Below are 18259 nucleotides of genomic sequence, written 5' to 3' on the forward strand. Positions count from 1 at the left end.
TTTTAAAAATGGAGCCTATATAATAGTTCCACTTTAAAAATAGCACCGTCCTTAAACCGCTCATTTAGTCGAGTTCTGTTGTCACCAAAGTAAAAGGCAATCAGGTTTAAATCCACCTTATCGTTTGCTTGATAGACATCATAGCTTCTACCAAGAGCATAGCCTATTTTGGTGTTAAAATAGAGGGATTTGGTGAGTGCAAATCTTAAATACGTGGAAATCTCATTGGATATTTTGGATACATAAGCACCGGAAGGGGAGTAGGCCTGATTGTTTAAATAATAGGTGGTTCCCAAGCCGTCAAATTTAATACCAAGCCATAGATTTTTTCTTAATAGATAGTTGATGTCTGCCAAAATAGGCAGGTTCAAATTGGCATCCAATCTAGAATTGGGACTAAGGTAATAAAGCCCTAAAATAGGCACGATTATCAAGCCATATTTTTCTGTATTGGCATAGATGCCATACCGGTATTTTAGGTTGGCTTTCTTGGTTTGGGAAATTAAGGTTAAAAAAGCGAATTGGGTGTTGTTTCCCGAAAGAGTGATCACATCGGATGCTATTTTTGGAAATCCCATAAAAGTGGCTGACCATGTAGGATTAAATGTTTTATGAACACCTAATCCCAGTCCTAGCACCTTCAGTTTGGTTTCAGGTCTATATGGATCTAGTTTAACAGCGGTCTGATTCGTGAAGAATCCGGCTAGGAGGGTAGTACGCTCGTTGATTACTATGGGGATTTCAAATTGAAGAGCTAATTCTTCCACTTGTGTTTGACCACGACCGGTATCAAATTTATTTTGAGGGGTGTTGGTATAACTTAGTTGCCCCAGGTTAAAATAATTTTGAGACCATACCTGAACAGCAACAAATCCAAATAAAATATAAAAAATAGATTTCATACCTCTGAAGCTAACGGTATTATCAAGATACGTTAATTTTTTTAATCAGTTTTTTCTTCAAAAATCAACATTTTTTCGTTAAATTGTATAGGCATTTTCTGCCCGCACTAACCATCGAATTTCCTATTTTAAACTCTGTACATTATGGAAGTTTCAATAGGTAATCCCCAATTGTTTTTTAAAGCCAGTTATCTTATCGCATTTGGTTTTTTGTTCGGAGTAGTCGTTTATAAAAGTTTAAAACAAGGCTACAGAATGAGATCTATTTTATTGATCTTAAGTATCGTTTCTTTATTTGCAATTACAGGTTCCCGATTATTTACCATACCAGTTTCTGATTGGTTGGATGCCTTGACGACTTCTTCTCAGCAGTTTTCAAATCGTTCGGCGGTGGGAGGCTTATTGTTTGGTTTGTTAGGGCTTCTAATCGCACAGCGCCTATTAGGGTTTAATAAATCGATTTTGAATTTGTATGCTTGGGGCGCTCCAATGGCTCTGGGCATCGTTAAATTGGGATGTTTTTTTAATGGGTGTTGCTACGGTCAGCTTTATTCGGGCTTTGGTAGCGTGCAATATCCAAAAGGAACTCAAGCACATTTGCATCATTGGTATTCAGGTTTAATTGATGTGGAATCACTTATTTCTGCAAGCGTCCATCCGGTTCAAATATATGATAGTTTGTTTCTGTTTTTTATCGCTTTCTTGGTTTACAAAAGTCAAAAGTATTGGAAAAAGAATGCCAGCAGCTTATTGTTCTCTGTCGGATTGTTTTTTTTGATGCGATTTGGCATTGAATTTTTAAGAGATCCTAATAGTTCACAATTCAATACCTGGCATGTCTTTGGAATGCGCATGTTCCATTGGAGTATGCTGATTTATGGTGTTTTGGTGGTTTTGATTCTGTTGTGGTATGAAAAAAGAAGGTCACTGGAATGGTTTCCAGAAGGCAAAAATGCCTTGTCCTTCCATAACGAATTCATGGTTACCATTTTAATTTCCATGATAATCTATACCGTCAAAGATTTATTTACGGGTTATGAATTAATGGTGGTTTGGATGAAGTTTATTCCGGTGGTTATTCTTCTGGTTTACAGTCTCTTTACCGAAGTCCAGTTAAAGGAATACCGTTGGATAACAAGCATTTTTCTAATAGCACCGTTTGTAGTATTTGCTCAAACATTGCCAAAGGATACTATCAAAACTACTAAATACCATCGTTTTGATGTGGGTGGTTCTTTTGGAAACTATATCAATGAAGTCATGTTTGATCCACATCAAGGAACTTGCGGAACAACCTATAATTATGAATATTACAAACAGGTCTATCAGGTATTTGGATTGGGGTATTCTCAGGTTGTCACAAAAAAGAAAACAACCTACACCGTTGGGGCTAATGTGTCTGGAGGAAACATTAAAAGTACCCGATTAAGAACCAATGAAAGCCGGTCTGATTTTGTGTATGCCATAAACCCATACTTTAAAATTGATGGTAAATGGATAGGTGTTGGAGGCGGTATTCAAGTGGGTAGTCTCAGAATAAATAAAGATTTAACAGTTGATTCTGGGTCTATCGAAGATGCCGATAAGGATTATAATATCACTCCAGAATTCTATTTTAGGGTTGGACCCAGAAAATATTTTGATGCCGATTTTAATTATGGATTCCTAATGCCATCACCATACCCAACCTTATATATGCGTTCAAGTGTGGGAAGTGCTTTTGGTCTTAGTGAGGATTATAGCTTAAGGGGAGGTTATATTTGGAATTTGGAAACACCCTATATTTCGGCCAAAGCCTTAGTAAGTGATCACTTTGGTGTTGAAGTCATGTATATTTTTAAAGAAAACAATTTTGAAATTCTGGATAATAAGGCATCTGGTAAATTTGTATTCTCGGTTAACTATCGGTTTGGTCAATCAGAGAAATGATCATGATTCGTTATAGCTAATTGTATTATACTTTAAATACCGTTAAGGTTTATTTTCTTTTTTCATAAATACCTGCAAGAGTCGCTCCATTGCACGCTTGCATCATTGGTGAATTATCAGAATTCCAAATTTTTATTTCATTACCCGTTTTTTTGATAAACATATGTTGCATTTGATTTTCTCCAAGAAATGGAATCTCGAGAACACCTTTATCATTTACAGTTCCAACTTTTGTTGTTAATTCACAATCTTCTGTAAACTTGGCAATATACTTATTAATGCCTTCAGGAATCAATTGTACAAATTGCATATCAGATTGATATTTCCCAGAAAAATCATTCTTTGAGTCACTTTGAGCATAAATGGCTTGTCCGGCAAAAAGAATAGATAAAATTAAAATGAAACTTTTAGCTTTCATAATTATAAATTCTAATTAATTAACACTTTTATAAAGATAAGATATTTTTCGGTTTAGTCATTTAATTAGCTTCTGGGATATTTACATAGGCTATTAAAATAGTACATCTATAAATAAATTGTTATCATGGATTTTTTGTCCTATAATTTATATTATGTAAAATAGAAAATTTTAAGAACTTCCCATTCTGCCAATTAATACCTATTTTAAATAAGTATGTTGCTCTAAGAACTCCAAGAATAATTATATGGGTTTGGTGCCTATGCTTTAAAACGCATTGCGAACCTCACATTTTAAACCTCCTTCTTTTGATAATTCCATAAATCGGCATAAAATGCTACTAAATAAAAGTTAAAATCTCTTTATTAATAGTATTACTATTATTTTTGTAATGCATAAATCTGAGTTATGAAATCATTATTACATCATTTAAAGATTACCGTATCAGAAAAGGTTTATATAAAAGATCCTGAAACTTCTGATTTGGGAAAGCGCATTGTATCTGAAAGCATCCTGATGATTGACGAAATGGGATTTGAATGTTTTACTTTTAAAAAATTAGGCGAAAAACTAGGTTCCAATGAGAGTTCCATGTATCGTTATTTTGAGAGTAAACACAAGCTCCTTCTCTATTTGACCTCTTGGTACTGGGCTTGGTTGGAATATCAATTGGTTTTTGAAACACATAGTTTAACAGACCCTGAAGAAAAATTATTAAAAGGTATTCAAGTTATCACCAGAAGTACAACTGAGGATTCGACGTTTTCCCACATCAATGAGGTGGCCTTGAATCGTATTGTAATCAATGAAAACTCTAAGTCTTTCTTAACCAAACAAGTCGATCAGGAAAATAAAGATGGTGTTTTCAATATTTATAAAAATTTAGTGCTACGTATTAGAGATATGATTCATGAAGTGAACGCCGATTATCCTTTTCCCGAAAGTCTTTCTAGTACCGTTGTTGAAGGTGCTTTACACCAAAATTTTCTCAAGGATCATTTCAAAACCCTTACAAATGCTGGTGAAGAAGAATCATCAACCAAATATTTTCAACATTTAGTTCTTAATACTATTAACTCTAAAACCCAAATTCTATGACCACTTGGAAACGTTTTATTGGTCTGATTAGGCTTGAGCGTAAGGCAATTTTTCAAATCATTTACTACGCTATTTTTGCTGGTATTGTAGGTTTGTCGTTACCCTTAGGAATTCAAGCCATTATTAACATGGTACAAGGTGCGCAAGTATCCAGTTCTTGGGTAGTCCTCGTGATTTTGGTTACCATTGGAGTTGTCTTTGTTGGTTTATTACAACTCATGCAGTTACGTATTATTGAAACCGTACAACAGCGTATTTTTGTGCGTGCTTCTTTTGAACTTAGCTACCGCTTTCCTAAAATAAAAATGGATGAATTCAGAAACTACTATCCGCCAGAATTGGCGAACCGTTTTTTTGATACACTTACCATTCAAAAGGGATTGGCCAAGATTTTAGTAGATGTACCCGCTGCTCTACTCCAAATTATCTTTGCCTTAATTCTTTTAAGCTTTTACCATCCATTTTTTATAGTGTTCGGATTTCTTTTATTGATTCTGATCTTTTTGATATTCAAATTTACAGCCGAAAAGGGTTTGAATACGAGTATTTTAGAGTCCAAGCATAAATATAAGGTTGTGCACTGGATTGAAGAAATAGCCCGAACCATCACTAGTTTTAAATTGGCTGGAAATACCCGTCATGCCCTGGATAAAAATGACACTTTGGTAGCCAATTACCTGAATGCTAGAGAAAATCACTTTAGAGTTCTGGTAATTCAGTTCTCCCAAATGATTGGGTTTAAAGTGTTGGTTACGGCTGGTCTTTTATTTATTGGTGGTGCCCTGGTATTAAATCAACAAATGAACATTGGACAATTTGTTGCTGCAGAAATCATTATTCTTTTGGTTATCAATTCCGTTGAAAAAATTATAGTCAACTTAGAAACCTTATATGATGTTCTTACTTCTATAGAGAAATTAGGGGAATTGGTAGACAAAAAGCTAGAACCACAACAAGGAGAAACTCCTGATTTTTCTAATGGTATTGATTTAGAATTTAATCAGGCAACCTATATGGTTGATAAGAGGCATACCCCTATTTTAAATAATTTAGACTTTTCTATTAAACATAAGCAACACACCATTATTGCTGGTGAAAGTGGCGCTGGTAAATCCAGTTTAATGCGCTTGATTTCTGGAATTATTCTTCCTACTAGTGGTCAATTAAATGTGAACTCATATGCCATGGAGAGTTTATGTATCAATCATTACCGTGGTCATTTAGGTTTATCTTTATCTGAAGAAACTCCTTTTGAAGGTACCTTGAGAGACAACATTACCTTTGGGGATAAAGCTATCACAGATGAACATATTTTATGGGCATTGAACAAATTAGGATTAACGCCATTTTTTAAGCAGTTACCTAAAGGTTTAAATACTGTGATATATCCAGAAGGAAAACATTTATCAGAAACAGTTTCGAAAAAAATTGTTTTGGCGAGAGCCATCGTTAAGCGACCAAAATTGTTGATACTTGAAGATTCCATGGAAAAGTTTGACGAACAAGATGTCATTAATTTAATTGACTTTTTGGGAGAACCAGAACATCCATGGACCCTTGTGGTTGTGAGCAATCACGAGTATTGGAAACGAGTTTGTAAACAAATAATTAGGTTAAAAGAAGGTGCCATTGTAAAAAATGCTTAAACCATGCTGAACATTTCAAATAATCAATTACATAAAAAAGTCTCCTTGAGAGAATATAAATCGGGAAAACACATTTTTAATGTGAGTTATTACAAGCAATTTAACCGATTTTTATTGGCCTTTGCTTTGGTGGGTCTGATTGTTTTATTTTTACCCTGGACACAGACAATTACGGGTCAAGGTAACGTGACCACTTTGCGACCGGAACAACGTCCGCAAACAATCCAATCCCAAATCCCTGGAAGAGTTGAAAGATGGTTTGTGAAGGAAGGTGATTATGTTAATAAAGGTGATACCATTCTCCATATTTCTGAGATCAAAAGTGAGTATTTTGATAACCAATTGGTTGAAAGAACCAATACACAGAAAATAGCCAAGGAATCCTCTGTAGGAGCTTACAAAGAGAAAGTTTCTGCTTTATCCAGACAAATTGCTGCACTTAGAAATGAACGTCAGTTGAAATATAAACAAGCCGAAAACAAACTGAAACAGGCCCATTTGAAAGTAAAAAGTGATAGTATTGATCTGGAGGCTGCCAACACCAATTTTCAAATTGCCGAAAGACAGTTTCAAAGGGTTCAAACACTTCAGGAAGAAGGTTTAAAGGCAGTAAAAGATGTTGAAGAAAAGAAGTTAAAACTTCAGGAAACGCAGGCTAAGTTGATTTCCCAAGAAAATAAATACTTGGCAAGCCAGAATGAAGTGATTAATGCACAAGTGGAACTCTCTAGAATCAATGCAGAGTATACCGATAAAATTTCTAAGGCAGAAAGTGACATGTACACGGCACAATCTGCTCAAATGGATACCGAAGTTCAAGTTTCTAAGTTAGAGAACTCCTATGTCAATTATAAAAGAAGAAGCGATTTGCTTTATGTCACCGCTCCTCAAAGTGGTTTTGTTAATAAGGCCATTGTTAGCGGATTGGGAGAAACTTTTAAAGAAGGTGAAGCATTGGTAAGTATCATGCCGGCACAACATGATTTGGCTGTCGAAACTTATGTAAGGCCAATTGATTTACCCTTAATTCACATAGGTGAAGAAGTAAGGGTACAATTCGACGGATGGCCAGCAATCGTATTTAGTGGTTGGCCAAATGTATCTTACGGTACGTATGGTGCAAAGGTCGTTGCCATTGAAAATTTTATCAGTCCGAATGGAAAATATCGTATTCTTTTAGGTCCCGATCAAAATGATCACCCTTGGCCTGAGGCGATTCGTGTGGGGTCTGGTGCTAGAACCATGGCTTTATTAGAAGATGTGCCTATTTGGTTTGAAATTTGGAGGCAGTTAAACAGCTTCCCTCCTAACTACTACCAACCTCAAAGTGAGACCGAAACTAAAGAAAAGAAATGATGAGAATAAAGTGCTTTCTAATAGTGCTCATGGTTGGGATAGCACTTCCCTCCTATGGTCAAGAACCCGACCCTGATGTGATGACTTTTAAGGAGTTTTTGGCTTATGTGAAGCAATTTCATCCTTTAGTGAAACAAGCTAATTTGGTTTTGGATGCAAGTGAGGCCAATTTAATAAAAGCACGGGGTGGATTTGATCCTAAAATTGAGCTGGATTATTCCAAAAAGAATTTCAAGGACACCGATTATTATAAACTTTTCAATGGCTCTTTTAAAATACCTACCTGGTATGGTGTCAATTTTAAAGCGGCAGTAGATAATAATGAAGGCTATTATTTAAATCCGGAAAACAACACCCCAGATGATGGTGTTTATCAGGTGGGTGTGTCTGTTTCATTAGCCAAAGGGTTGTTTATGAATGAACGTATGGCCACCTTAAAGCAGGCAAAATTGTATAGGGAACAAGCCAAGGCCGACTTGCAAATGATGGTAAATGATATTCTATACCAAGCTTCCAAAACGTATTTTATTTGGTTGAAAAATTATAGAAATTATCAAACATATCAGTCCTTTTTAGAAAATGCACAAATTCGGCTTGAAGGTATTAAAAAAGGATATGAAGAAGGAGAATATCCTGCAGTGGATACTTTGGAGGCGCGTATCAATTTAGACTCAAGAAAGCTAAATTTGGAAAAAGCACGTATTGGATTTGTAAAATCAACCTTGGAATTATCCAATTATCTTTGGTTAGAAAATAATATACCTGTAGAGTTAGAAGATCATATTATTCCTGATGAAGAAACATTATACCTTATTGATCAGGTTTTGAGTTTGACCGATTTGGATCTTGAGAGTTTTCAAATTGAAAATCATCCCAAATTGATTTCACTTGATTACAAATTCCAAAACCAAGAAGTTGATAAGCGGTTGAAAGCCAATGCGCTTTTACCAGACATTACCTTCGATTATAATTTCCTTTCCGAAGTTCCCGATGAGATTAATAGTTTTAATGGCCGTAATTACAAATCGGGATTGTCTTTGAAATTGCCTCTTTTCCTAAGGAAAGAGCGTGGTGCTTTTGAATTGGCTAAATTGAAACTTCAGGATCTTGAGTATGAAATATTATCAACCAACTTGACGCTCAAAAATAAGATTGAAGCTTTAAAAAATGAAATTGAATCTTACGGCATTCAAAATGAAGTGGCTCAAGAACTAGTGACAAATTATGAAACCTTGGTACAAGCTGAGGAACGTAAATTTTTCTTGGGAGAAAGCTCTCTGTTTGTGGTGAATAGCAGGGAATCTAAGCTTATAGAAACGGTTTTAAAAGCCATTTCAGTTGAGAATGACTACCTAAATTCCAAAGCAAATTTGTTTAATGTCATATCAACAGTACCAGAATAAAAAAGAGCCTCGATAGGCTCTTTATACTTTTATTTAGGTATTTGTTGACTTAAACAGTGCAGTGTGCCAAATCCCCATATCAAATCAATGGCATGAATACCTATGACTTCGCGGTCTGGAAAACATTCCGCCAAAATGTTGAGCGCCACACGATCATTAACATCGTTGAACACGGGTACTAAAACACACTGGTTTATGATAAGAAAATTGGCATAACTGGCAGGTAATCTAATGTGGTCAAAATAAACAGGTTTCGGCATAGGAAGTGTTACCACATTAGGTGAGTTACCATTTTCAAGTTTGGCCTCCTTTAATCTTTTAAGATTATCTTGTAAGGGTTTGAAGTTAACATCCTCAGGATTGGTTTCAATAACTGTAACAATAGTATCTTCATTTATAAAACGGGCCAAATCATCTATATGTCCATGTGTGTCATCACCAGTAATCCCATGACCTAACCAGATAGTATTGGTTACCCCCAAATATTCTTTAAAAATGGCTTCATAATCGGCTTTGGTCAATCCAGGATTTCTCACTTGAATTTTTGGGTCCAATAAACATTCTTCCGTAGTTAATAAGGTTCCTTGACCATTAACTTCTAGCGCTCCACCTTCCAAAACCACGGGTTTACCTTTATACATAACTTGTGTTAAAGGTGTTTTTAAAGTCTTGGATACTTTTTCTGGCACGTGTCTATCTAATTGATAGTTATGGTATTTAGCCCACCCATTAAAGTTAAAGTTTAAGGCCTCTCTTTGATTGCCATTTTTTACAATGATGGGTCCAGAATCACGCATCCAACTTCTGTTGGTCTTGTGATTTATAAAATGAATCCGGGTTAAATCTATATGAGCAATATCTAGCATGGTGGCTACTCGGTCTTGTTGTTTTTCATCAGCAATGACCAAAAACACAGTTTCATAGGCACTCACCTTCTTTATGAACTCCACAAAAGCCCATTGAATGGCTTTAAACTTTCCTGGCCAATCATTTCCATTATGAGGAAAACATAAGAGGACGCCTTCTTGAGGCTCCCATTCTGCGGGCATGCGTCGGTTAGTCTTTGCCATTAATCCAAAGCGCGTTTAGTTATATCTTCAAAAGCATCAATTCTACGATCTCTAAAGAATGGCCAGTTTTGACGCACATTCTCTTGTAATTCTAAATCTACTTCAGCCATTAAAATCTCTTCTTGATCATGAGATGCTTGAGCTAAAACTTCACCTTGCGGGCCTACTATAAAGGAAGCTCCCCAGAATTCAATTCCGTCCGTATCAGGTAAATATTGTTCCAACCCTATTCTATTGGCAGCTGCTACGTAAACGCCATTAGCCACAGCATGTCCTTTCATAACATTCATCCAAGCACCATATTGGTTTGGACCATATTGATCTTTTTCTTTAGGATGCCAACCAATAGCTGTTGGGTAAAACAAGACTTCAGAACCTTTTAAAGCTGTAAGTCGAGCTGCTTCGGGATACCATTGATCCCAACAAATTAAGGTTCCGATATTTCCTTTTTTGGTACGATTGTTTTTGAAGCCTAAATCTCCGGGAGTAAAATAGAATTTCTCGTAGAAATGAGGATCATCTGGAATATGCATCTTTCTGTATAGTCCAGCTTCGCTTCCATCCGTATCAATGATATAAGCACTATTATGATAAATACCAGCCATACGTTTTTCAAAAAATGGAACAATGATTACCACCCCTAGCTCTTTGGCTAAAGCACTGAATGCTTGAAAAGAGGTGCTATAAAGAGGTTCGGCATAAGCGAAATTATTAACGTCTTCACTTTGACAAAAATAATGACTGCTATAAAGTTCTGGTAAACAAATAACTTCGGCACCTTGACCGGCGGCCTTCCTTACCCATTCCTGACATTTTTCTAAATTATTTTCAGGGGTGTTGTTCAAATTTAACTGAATAACAGCTATGGTATACTTACTCATATGATTTTTTAATTAATAATGTAAAAGTAAGAAATAATCAGTGGTACAAACAAACCAAAAAAAGATACACTATATAATTAACAGACTTTAAGATAGCTCCCTTGTTTTAAAATAAAAATCATAAAAAATGTTAAGAAGGCATCTAACATCTAATTCTGTGCGTAAATGCAATAGAACATTTAACCAATATCAAAATATTATGAAGAAAATTTCAATTTTACTATTAACCGGTGTTTTTATGTTTTCCTGTGTTTCTAAAAAGAAATACGTAGCACTTCAAGAGGAAAACGGACAAATTAAAAGCGAACTAGCCAAAACTCGTGTTGAAAAAGAAGATTTAGAAGCTAAATTTGATGAAATTCAAGCGAGAATAGATACTTACAACAGTAAAATCAGCTCTCTTACGGAAGAAAATGACTCCAAAATTGTCACTGTTGGTGATGACCTTGTCATTTCTAATGATGTAAGAGAAAAAATGAATGAAACTTTAAAAAATGTAGATGCAGAGGCACTTGCTGGAGCTAAAACTTTAAAGGATTCAATGAATTTAGCTGTTTCTTACAACTTGAAAAAGTCGATGAATACCACAGAAATTGATGAAGATGAAGATATCGCCATCAATATTGATGAAACAGTAGTTATGATTTCTATCTCTGATAAAATGTTGTTCAATACTGCTAGTTACAGAGTAAGCAATAAAGCCGATGGTATCTTAAAAAAGTTGGCTGATGTAATCAATTCTGAGCCAAGTATTGAGGTTATGGTAGAAGGTCATACAGACTCTAGAAGTATTAGTACAGCTAAGGTATCAGATAACTGGGACTTAAGTGTATTAAGAGCTACTTCAGTAGTGAGAAAATTACAAGATGATTATGGTGTAGCACCTGAAAAAATGATTGCTTCTGGTAGAAGTTTTTATCAACCAATTGCAGAAAATGATTCTGCTGAGAACAGATCAAAAAATAGAAGAACAAATATTATAATCTTACCTAATATTAATAAGTTCTTCGCTTTAATGGGCGCTGAAACTAAGGAATTAGCGGCTTCTGAAAAATAACATCATTGAACTTAATCCTTATGGATACACTTGTATCCCATTAAAGGTTGCCTCCCTCGGCAACCTTTTTTTGTGGAATAAATATATGTTATTTGGTACATGCTGTGTTAGAGAAAAAAACGGGTTTTGTCTCTAGGACTTACAATTAAGCAAAAGCGGCATGATTAAAAATGATCAAAGGAACTTTGGCATGATGGCTAATGGACTTGCTCTGGCTTTTGTGCAATAACTTATCAAAGAAACCATGTTGTTTGGCTATGACACACATCATGTCTAATTGACGACTTTCGCTAAAAATGCGGGTTCCAACTTCAACGGAAACATCTGTGATGCAATAGAAGTCGATAGGAATAGGTTTTAATTCAGCTTCTAAAATCATTTTATTTGCTCGCATTTCAGAAGATAATTCTTTAGAATGGTTCATAACATGAACAACTGAAATTTTAGATTTAAAATTGGAAGCCAATTCAATCAATAAATCCAATCCATGGCGATACTCACTTATACTATAATCAGAAGCGAAACCTATATCGCTTAAGGATTTTAAAACCACATTTTTTGGAACTGCGATTATGGGACATTTTAATTTACCAATAAGATTGGCAGTATTACTTCCTATGGTAACTTCTTTTAAGCCAGAAGCTCCTTTTGTTCCCACCACAACCGCATCAATTTTCATATTGCTCACAGTACTTTGTACTGCTCCTAAAAAGTAATCATTTATGATAATGGTTTTAAATTGATGCTCTTTGTTTGTATTTAATTCCAAAGCTTTTTTGAGCGTTTCCTGTAATCCATTTTTTGCTTCCTCCTTTATAGAATCCATTATGATGGTATTGGCACGTTTGGAAGTCACGGCTGTTGATGGCGCCGATACATGAGGTTCATAGGAATGCATTAAAAAGAAAGTGACCCTTTGTTTTTTGAACAAATTCATGGCATATTGAATGGCTTCCCAAGAATTCTCTGAAAAATCTGTAGGTAAAAGAATGTGTTTCATGTGTATCCCTAAATTTTAATCTAAAGATAGGGTTTATTTACAAAATCAGGAGTGACTTTTGTCATTTGTCTGTTATAAGACTCCCAAACTACATACCCGTAATCAATTCTAAACCTTTAATTTCAGCTAGCTAGCAGCAGGTCGGCCATGAATTTCTTCAAATACTTCATCAAAATTTACCCTAAGGAAAGTACGCAGTTTTTTACGGTAGTCATCCTTGAGCCATTCCACAAAATTAAAAGTGCTTTTACTAATACATTTGGTGTATTGGTGGATTCTGTAATCAATATCATCCCCTAGTTTCTTAGCTAGATCCAATGCATCATATAAATCTTCACTATTTTCAATACAGATTTTGGCATGATGTTCTATAGAACGCTCTAATACTTTTTTGGAGGATTCACCACTTCTAACAGCACTGGTATAGGCTTCTCTAATATTGAAATAAACATTATTTGAATTGCCGAATTCAGCACGTAAATCTTCCGGCATTTCATATCTAAAGTTGTTTTCAATATCCTCATCACTTAAAATATTATCTAAGTAGAAGTTTGGCGATTTAAATATGCGTTGCCAATCCAACTCTGCACCCCACGGACCAAAACGATGGAAGTTATTACCAAGGTCAATTACCGAAAATTTAGTTTTATTTTTCAGAATACGTGATCCACGACCAATCATTTGGTAATAAAGGGTCAAGGATTTGGTTGCTCTATTTAAAATGATATTATCTACAGTAGGTTCATCAAATCCTGTAGTCAAGATACTAACAGAAGTAAGAACCGCATCTGGAGTATCTCTAAACCATTTTAGAATGCGTTTTCTTTCTTTTTTGGTATTAGTATTGTCCAAATGAGCGACTGGATATCCAGCCCTTCTAAAGGTGTCGTAGACATGCAACGAGGTATTAATACCATTGTTGAAGATTAAGGTTTTTTTGCCTTTACAACGCTCTTCATAGGCCTGCATCAATTTTGACAACATATCGTTGTTGGTATACAAATCTTCTGAAGACTTAACCGTATAGTCCCCGTTGGCACCAACCACCAAAGATGTTAGTCCGACATTGTATGAAAAAATCTCGGCACGTGCTAAGAACTCATTTTTGATTAACGACTCAATGCTCTCCCCTACAATTAGCTCATCGTAATTATCCTTCATAGGTAATTTGATGTTACTACTTAATGGGGTTGCAGTTACACCTAGGATAAAGCATTTTTCAAAAAACTTGAATAATTTGGTGAAAGAGTTATAATGGGCTTCATCAATGATGACTAACCCTATATCAGATATATCTAGTTTGCCATCATGAAGTCTATTGTTCAGGGTTTCAACCATAGCCACAAAACAACTATATTGAGATTGATCATCTAAATTAGCTTTACTACTAACCACTTTATTGACCACCCCAAACTCTTGCAACATATTGGAAGTTTGTTTACAAAGCTCAATACGATGCGTCATGACTAAAACTTTCTTTTTATGATGTTTTAAGTATTGACGTACAATTTCAGAGAATATAACCGTTTTTCCACCTCCGGTTGGCAATTGGTAAAGCAAATGGTAATCTTCAGGAGCTTCTTCAAAACATTTAAAAATTTTATTAATGGCTCCTCTTTGGTAACTATATAAGTCCTTACCTACTCTTCTATCTTCTAATTCTTGTGTATCTATCTTAATATTGGTCATAAAAAAAGCTAATGTGCAAAAATAACGTGTTTCTAAGGTTATACAAGGTATTGGCCCTGAAATATTAGCTTATTTTTTTAACAGTTTACAGTTGATAAACGCTTAAAAAATTCCTTTTAAATTTGCGTATTGTTTTCTAAATTATACGGTTTGCAACATTACTATAAGATATATAAGCCCTACGGATACTTAAGTCAATTTATTAATAATCAGACTAAAAGGCGAAATAAGAAGCTATTAGGGAGCTTGGGAGCGTTTCCTGACAACCTGATGGCTATTGGTAGACTGGATGAAAAATCGGAGGGTCTATTACTTTTAACAACCGATGGAAAATATAGTGAATTCATAAGAAGTAGTGCCATAGAAAAGGAATACCATGTGATGGTAGATGGTTTAATTACTTCAGAAGCTATAGAAAATTTGAAACAAGGAATTCCCATTACAATTGGTAAGGAATCTTATCAAACAAAATCTTGCCAAGTAGATTTTTTAAAAGACATTAGTCATATTCCAGAACGATTTGTTAGGGATGACAAACATGGACCAACCTCTTGGATTTCAATTACCATCACAGAAGGTAAATTTAGACAAGTAAGAAAAATGACGGCTGCCGTAGGATTTCCTACATTACGTTTAGTAAGATATCGAATTGGAGAATATACTTTTGAAGGATTACTACCTGGTCAAGTTGAAGAGCTAGGTGTGAAATCCTATTAAAAAGGCTCTCTAATAATAAAAATGCTAGCTTTGACTCCTGTTGCTAAATTCCAGCTACTTGATGCAATAATATTGCCTTCTTCATCCATAACTACCAACTCGGCAGTATTAGGACCTGCTTCACCCATATTTAGAGCGATAAAGTCAATTTGATTGACGCCATCTTCCAAATTATAGATAAAACCAGAAAAAGAAGTAGTTAAAGTAACATCATATTTAACAACTTCACCATTTATTATAACCCTAACTCTATCGCCGTCAGGATCAGCATGGTCGCGATAAACTACATTGACACTTTTGGCTTTGGTTCGGAATTCACCTAAAAATTGATCTGTTTTGGAACCACCACGCTCCACACGCGAAAAGAAACGCTCTTCATCATACTGTTGCCTTACATTTTTTAAATGTTGGTCAACCTTTCCTTTATATAGCTCTCCAGGATCTCCAAACTTCTCCCCTCCCAACATGGAAAACTCCTTTTTGGTGTTAAAGTCAGTATTTGTATTCTGCTCAGGAACCGATAATCCATTAATACCAGCTTTGGAATTTAAAAGACCTTTATTCTCAATGGGTTTATTTTCAATAACCTTATTTTCTTGCCCATTGGCATTTTCTTCAGCAGGAATAACCGTAGCATTGGTTTCCGATCCATCTATTTGAGCATATATGGAAATGGACACAAGGCTGAATAAAAGTAGAAAGAGGTGTTTCATTGTTTATTGTTATCCCAACGGAAAGTTCAAAAATCGTACCTATAATATAACCAAACAACTTTTTAATGAAATTTTATGTATTTCTTGCCTATATAAGGATTGTAAACTTACGTAATAAAATGTTAAAATTTGTTAAATCACTACTTTGCAATGCACAGTACTGTAACAAATCTTTTTTTTCCTCGTCTATCTAATAAACAATCAATCAAAAAATAATTATCATGAGAACTTTAGACAACAATCAGATTTCAAACACATTAGGTAATACTAAAAGTTACAATTGGAACAGTAAAAGACGTTACAGATAAACTGTAAGAACTTAGACAATCAATCATCAATCAAAAAACATCATCATGAGAACTTTAGACAACAATCAAATTTCAAATTCTTTTAGTGACAGGAAAGGTTACAATTGGAATTGTAAAAGACGCTACAGATAGTTGGTTTACCAACTGCTGAAAAAAAATCAATCAAAAACAACATCAATCATCAATCAAAAAAATAAGTATCATGAAAGCTATTATTAAAACATCAAGAGATTCCTTTTTTAGAATGAAGGAGCTATCTAAAGACAAGTGGAGAAACTACCACAAGTGGGATAGTGATCATGAAACTTTATGGACAGGAATTAATAGGTTAGCACATTAATTTGAATTAGTTAGTTTGTATAAAAGTCGGCAATTGCCGACTTTTTTCATTTATGGTATTGTTCTTGTATTTCGATTTTAAATCTTAAAAAACTACATTATGAGACGTACAAGAAAATCTACAGAAGTAAATGCAGGGTCCATGGCAGACATTGCCTTTTTATTACTCATCTTTTTTCTGGTGACCACAACCATGAGCAATGATGCAGGTATTAGCAGAAAATTACCCAGAGATTGTCCTCCCGGAGTGGATTGTTCATCTGATATAAATGAGCGAAATATCTTGAGAATCTCAATTAACGGCCAAAATCAATTAATGGTCAATGACGAATTGGTTTCCATTTCTGAAATAAAAAACAAAATCAAGCTGTTTGTAGATAACAACGGTGATGGGAGTTGTAATTATTGCCAAGGTATTCAATCCGTTTCATCTTCAGACAATCCCAATAAAGCTGTGATTTCATTAAAAAATGACCGAGAAACATCGTATCAATTTTACGTGGCAGTACAGGATGAATTAACCAAAGCTTATTTGGAGCTCAGGGAGAATTATGTGCGTAATATTTTGAAGAAATCACCAGAAGTACTAAATGAAGAGGACATTGCCTTGGCAAAAGAAGCCTATCCTTTCGTAGTTTCTGAAGCTGAAATATCTAAATAATCCTTTTAATTTAAAATGGCTACAGAATCCTTAACCCATGGATATGAAATATTAACCTTACGCCTACCCCATTTCAAAGCCGCTTTCACATCGGTGCCCATATAAATATCTATTTGGTTCCGTTTTCTGTAGTGCATTTTATCCTTTACCAAATAAATACCCTCCAAGCCCTCAATTTGTACTGGAGTGTTGTGATTAAGACCAAATTTTAATAAATCTCTAGAAACAGCAATGTATTTTTTTCCAGGGATTAAGCTATCACCAAAAGCAGTTATATGTGGATTAGGTGAAGTTTGATATTCTAAAGAATTATAGGCAGTTGCCATAACACAGAACTGAATAAATTCTTTCTCCTCCTTTTTATTAGAAGGGTTACATGCAAAAAGAAAAAAACATCCTAAAAGGACATAAAGGGAAAATCGCATGGACTAATATAAAAAAAAAGAGCGCTTATGGCGCTCTTTTTAAAATTCATTAATCAATCAAATTAAGAAATTTCAATTTTTTTAGCGGGTTTGCGTTTGGCTTCCTCGCGTTTCGCAATTTGAACTTTAAGAAGTCCGTCCACATATTCTGCATTGATTTTTTCAGCATCTGCAGAATCTGGTAAAGTGAAAGATCTTTTAAAAGAAGAATAACCAAATTCACGTCTGGTATAGTTTTCTTCTTCTTCATTTTTTTCTGTTTTAGTTTCAGCGGAAATGGTTAATAATTCGTTGTCCACATTCACTTCAAAATCAGATTTATTGAATCCAGGTACTGCCATTTCTACCACATAAGCATCTTTATTTTCCTTAATGTTTACAGAAGGTAAAGTCATGCCTGTGTTGAAATTGGCTAAGAAATCTGATCCAAAGTCTCTGTTGAAAATGTCATCAATCCAAGAAGATAAACTTGGTAAGGTTCCTTGCTCTCTCTGAGAGGTTCTTAAACCGTTTCTTTTTGTTGGAATCAAATTACTCATAATGATTTTATTTGTGTTATACATAATGTTTAAAGTTTAAATTCAAATAACACCAAACAAAAAAAATACCAATACCAAAATGTCAGTTTTTCGACTATATTTTAAGAC

The 18259-nt window shown here is 34.8% G+C and carries 18 protein-coding genes; 9 read left to right on the forward strand and 9 right to left on the reverse strand.

All coding sequences use genetic code 11. The annotated features are described in order from the left end of the window. Nucleotides 1–2 precede the first annotated feature (2 nt). Entirely contained in the window at nucleotides 3–902 is a 900-nt protein-coding gene (locus tag LOK78_RS10030) for a DUF6268 family outer membrane beta-barrel protein (RefSeq protein WP_232634796.1), read from the reverse strand. A 144-nt stretch (nucleotides 903–1046) separates the two neighbouring features. Here LOK78_RS10030 and LOK78_RS10035 point away from each other — a divergent pair, with 144 nt between their 5' ends. After that, complete coding sequence (locus LOK78_RS10035; protein WP_232634797.1) at nucleotides 1047–2831, forward strand: prolipoprotein diacylglyceryl transferase family protein; 1785 nt, start codon at nucleotides 1047–1049, stop codon at nucleotides 2829–2831. Nucleotides 2832–2880: 49 nt separating this feature from the next. Here LOK78_RS10035 and LOK78_RS10040 read toward each other — a convergent pair whose 3' ends face one another. Beyond that, on the reverse strand, nucleotides 2881–3249 hold the full coding sequence (locus LOK78_RS10040; RefSeq protein ID WP_166958392.1) for a hypothetical protein: 369 nt from the start codon (nucleotides 3247–3249) through the stop codon (nucleotides 2881–2883). 408 nt (nucleotides 3250–3657) lie between these two features. Between LOK78_RS10040 and LOK78_RS10045 the strand changes: the two genes are divergently transcribed. Genes LOK78_RS10045 through LOK78_RS10060 form a run of 4 tightly spaced genes read left to right on the forward strand, consistent with a single transcriptional unit; the run spans nucleotide 3658 to nucleotide 8752 of the window. Beyond that, entirely contained in the window at nucleotides 3658–4347 is a 690-nt protein-coding gene (locus LOK78_RS10045; protein ID WP_232634798.1) for a TetR/AcrR family transcriptional regulator, read from the forward strand. Further along, nucleotides 4344–5993 carry a peptidase domain-containing ABC transporter gene (locus tag LOK78_RS10050; RefSeq protein WP_232634799.1) on the forward strand — a complete coding sequence of 550 codons (1650 nt, stop codon included), beginning with the start codon at nucleotides 4344–4346 and terminating at the stop codon, nucleotides 5991–5993. The genes LOK78_RS10045 and LOK78_RS10050 overlap by 4 nt, the downstream gene beginning before the upstream one ends. A gap of 3 nt (nucleotides 5994–5996) precedes the next feature. Next, the gene (locus LOK78_RS10055) at nucleotides 5997–7349 is read left to right on the forward strand and encodes an HlyD family secretion protein (RefSeq protein WP_232634800.1); all 1353 of its coding nucleotides are present in this window, start codon (nucleotides 5997–5999) and stop codon (nucleotides 7347–7349) included. After that, nucleotides 7346–8752 carry a TolC family protein gene (locus LOK78_RS10060; protein WP_232634801.1) on the forward strand — a complete coding sequence of 469 codons (1407 nt, stop codon included), beginning with the start codon at nucleotides 7346–7348 and terminating at the stop codon, nucleotides 8750–8752. Before LOK78_RS10055 ends, LOK78_RS10060 begins: the two co-directional genes overlap by 4 nt. A gap of 29 nt (nucleotides 8753–8781) precedes the next feature. Here LOK78_RS10060 and LOK78_RS10065 read toward each other — a convergent pair whose 3' ends face one another. Together LOK78_RS10065 and LOK78_RS10070 are read right to left on the reverse strand one after the other, a co-directional pair. After that, the gene (locus LOK78_RS10065) at nucleotides 8782–9822 is read right to left on the reverse strand and encodes an agmatine deiminase family protein (RefSeq protein ID WP_232634802.1); all 1041 of its coding nucleotides are present in this window, start codon (nucleotides 9820–9822) and stop codon (nucleotides 8782–8784) included. Then, a complete protein-coding gene (locus tag LOK78_RS10070; protein WP_232634803.1) occupies nucleotides 9822–10703 on the reverse strand; it encodes a carbon-nitrogen hydrolase in 882 nt (293 codons plus the stop codon). The genes LOK78_RS10065 and LOK78_RS10070 overlap by 1 nt, the downstream gene beginning before the upstream one ends. Before the next feature lie 199 nt (nucleotides 10704–10902). Here LOK78_RS10070 and LOK78_RS10075 point away from each other — a divergent pair, with 199 nt between their 5' ends. Continuing rightward, on the forward strand, nucleotides 10903–11760 hold the full coding sequence (locus LOK78_RS10075; RefSeq protein ID WP_166958371.1) for an OmpA/MotB family protein: 858 nt from the start codon (nucleotides 10903–10905) through the stop codon (nucleotides 11758–11760). A gap of 145 nt (nucleotides 11761–11905) precedes the next feature. On the opposite strand, the gene LOK78_RS10080 is transcribed toward LOK78_RS10075, so the two are convergent. Together LOK78_RS10080 and LOK78_RS10085 are read right to left on the reverse strand one after the other, a co-directional pair. Continuing rightward, entirely contained in the window at nucleotides 11906–12760 is an 855-nt protein-coding gene (locus LOK78_RS10080; protein WP_232394697.1) for a universal stress protein, read from the reverse strand. A gap of 126 nt (nucleotides 12761–12886) precedes the next feature. After that, nucleotides 12887–14449: a DEAD/DEAH box helicase gene (locus tag LOK78_RS10085; RefSeq protein ID WP_166958369.1), complete on the reverse strand. Its 1563-nt coding sequence runs from the start codon at nucleotides 14447–14449 to the stop codon at nucleotides 12887–12889. A gap of 150 nt (nucleotides 14450–14599) precedes the next feature. Between LOK78_RS10085 and LOK78_RS10090 the strand changes: the two genes are divergently transcribed. Continuing rightward, nucleotides 14600–15166: a pseudouridine synthase gene (locus tag LOK78_RS10090; protein ID WP_232634804.1), complete on the forward strand. Its 567-nt coding sequence runs from the start codon at nucleotides 14600–14602 to the stop codon at nucleotides 15164–15166. Here LOK78_RS10090 and LOK78_RS10095 read toward each other — a convergent pair. Then, a complete protein-coding gene (locus tag LOK78_RS10095; RefSeq protein WP_232634805.1) occupies nucleotides 15163–15879 on the reverse strand; it encodes a hypothetical protein in 717 nt (238 codons plus the stop codon). The genes LOK78_RS10090 and LOK78_RS10095 overlap by 4 nt on opposite strands. 510 nt (nucleotides 15880–16389) lie before the next feature. Between LOK78_RS10095 and LOK78_RS10100 the strand changes: the two genes are divergently transcribed. Both LOK78_RS10100 and LOK78_RS10105 read left to right on the forward strand, forming a co-directional pair. Next, nucleotides 16390–16527 carry a hypothetical protein gene (locus LOK78_RS10100; protein ID WP_157492018.1) on the forward strand — a complete coding sequence of 46 codons (138 nt, stop codon included), beginning with the start codon at nucleotides 16390–16392 and terminating at the stop codon, nucleotides 16525–16527. A gap of 99 nt (nucleotides 16528–16626) precedes the next feature. Further along, complete coding sequence (locus LOK78_RS10105; RefSeq protein WP_232634806.1) at nucleotides 16627–17187, forward strand: ExbD/TolR family protein; 561 nt, start codon at nucleotides 16627–16629, stop codon at nucleotides 17185–17187. Nucleotides 17188–17192: 5 nt separating this feature from the next. Here LOK78_RS10105 and LOK78_RS10110 read toward each other — a convergent pair whose 3' ends face one another. Then, nucleotides 17193–17612 carry a 3D domain-containing protein gene (locus LOK78_RS10110; protein WP_370465568.1) on the reverse strand — a complete coding sequence of 140 codons (420 nt, stop codon included), beginning with the start codon at nucleotides 17610–17612 and terminating at the stop codon, nucleotides 17193–17195. Between the two features lie 62 nt (nucleotides 17613–17674). After that, nucleotides 17675–18175 (reverse strand): Hsp20/alpha crystallin family protein, encoded by a 501-nt coding sequence (locus LOK78_RS10115; protein WP_231628610.1) that lies wholly within the window; start codon nucleotides 18173–18175, stop codon nucleotides 17675–17677. Nucleotides 18176–18259 lie beyond the last annotated feature (84 nt).

The organism is Mangrovimonas futianensis (genome assembly GCF_021245805.1).
Lineage (GTDB): Bacteria > Bacteroidota > Bacteroidia > Flavobacteriales > Flavobacteriaceae > Mangrovimonas > Mangrovimonas futianensis.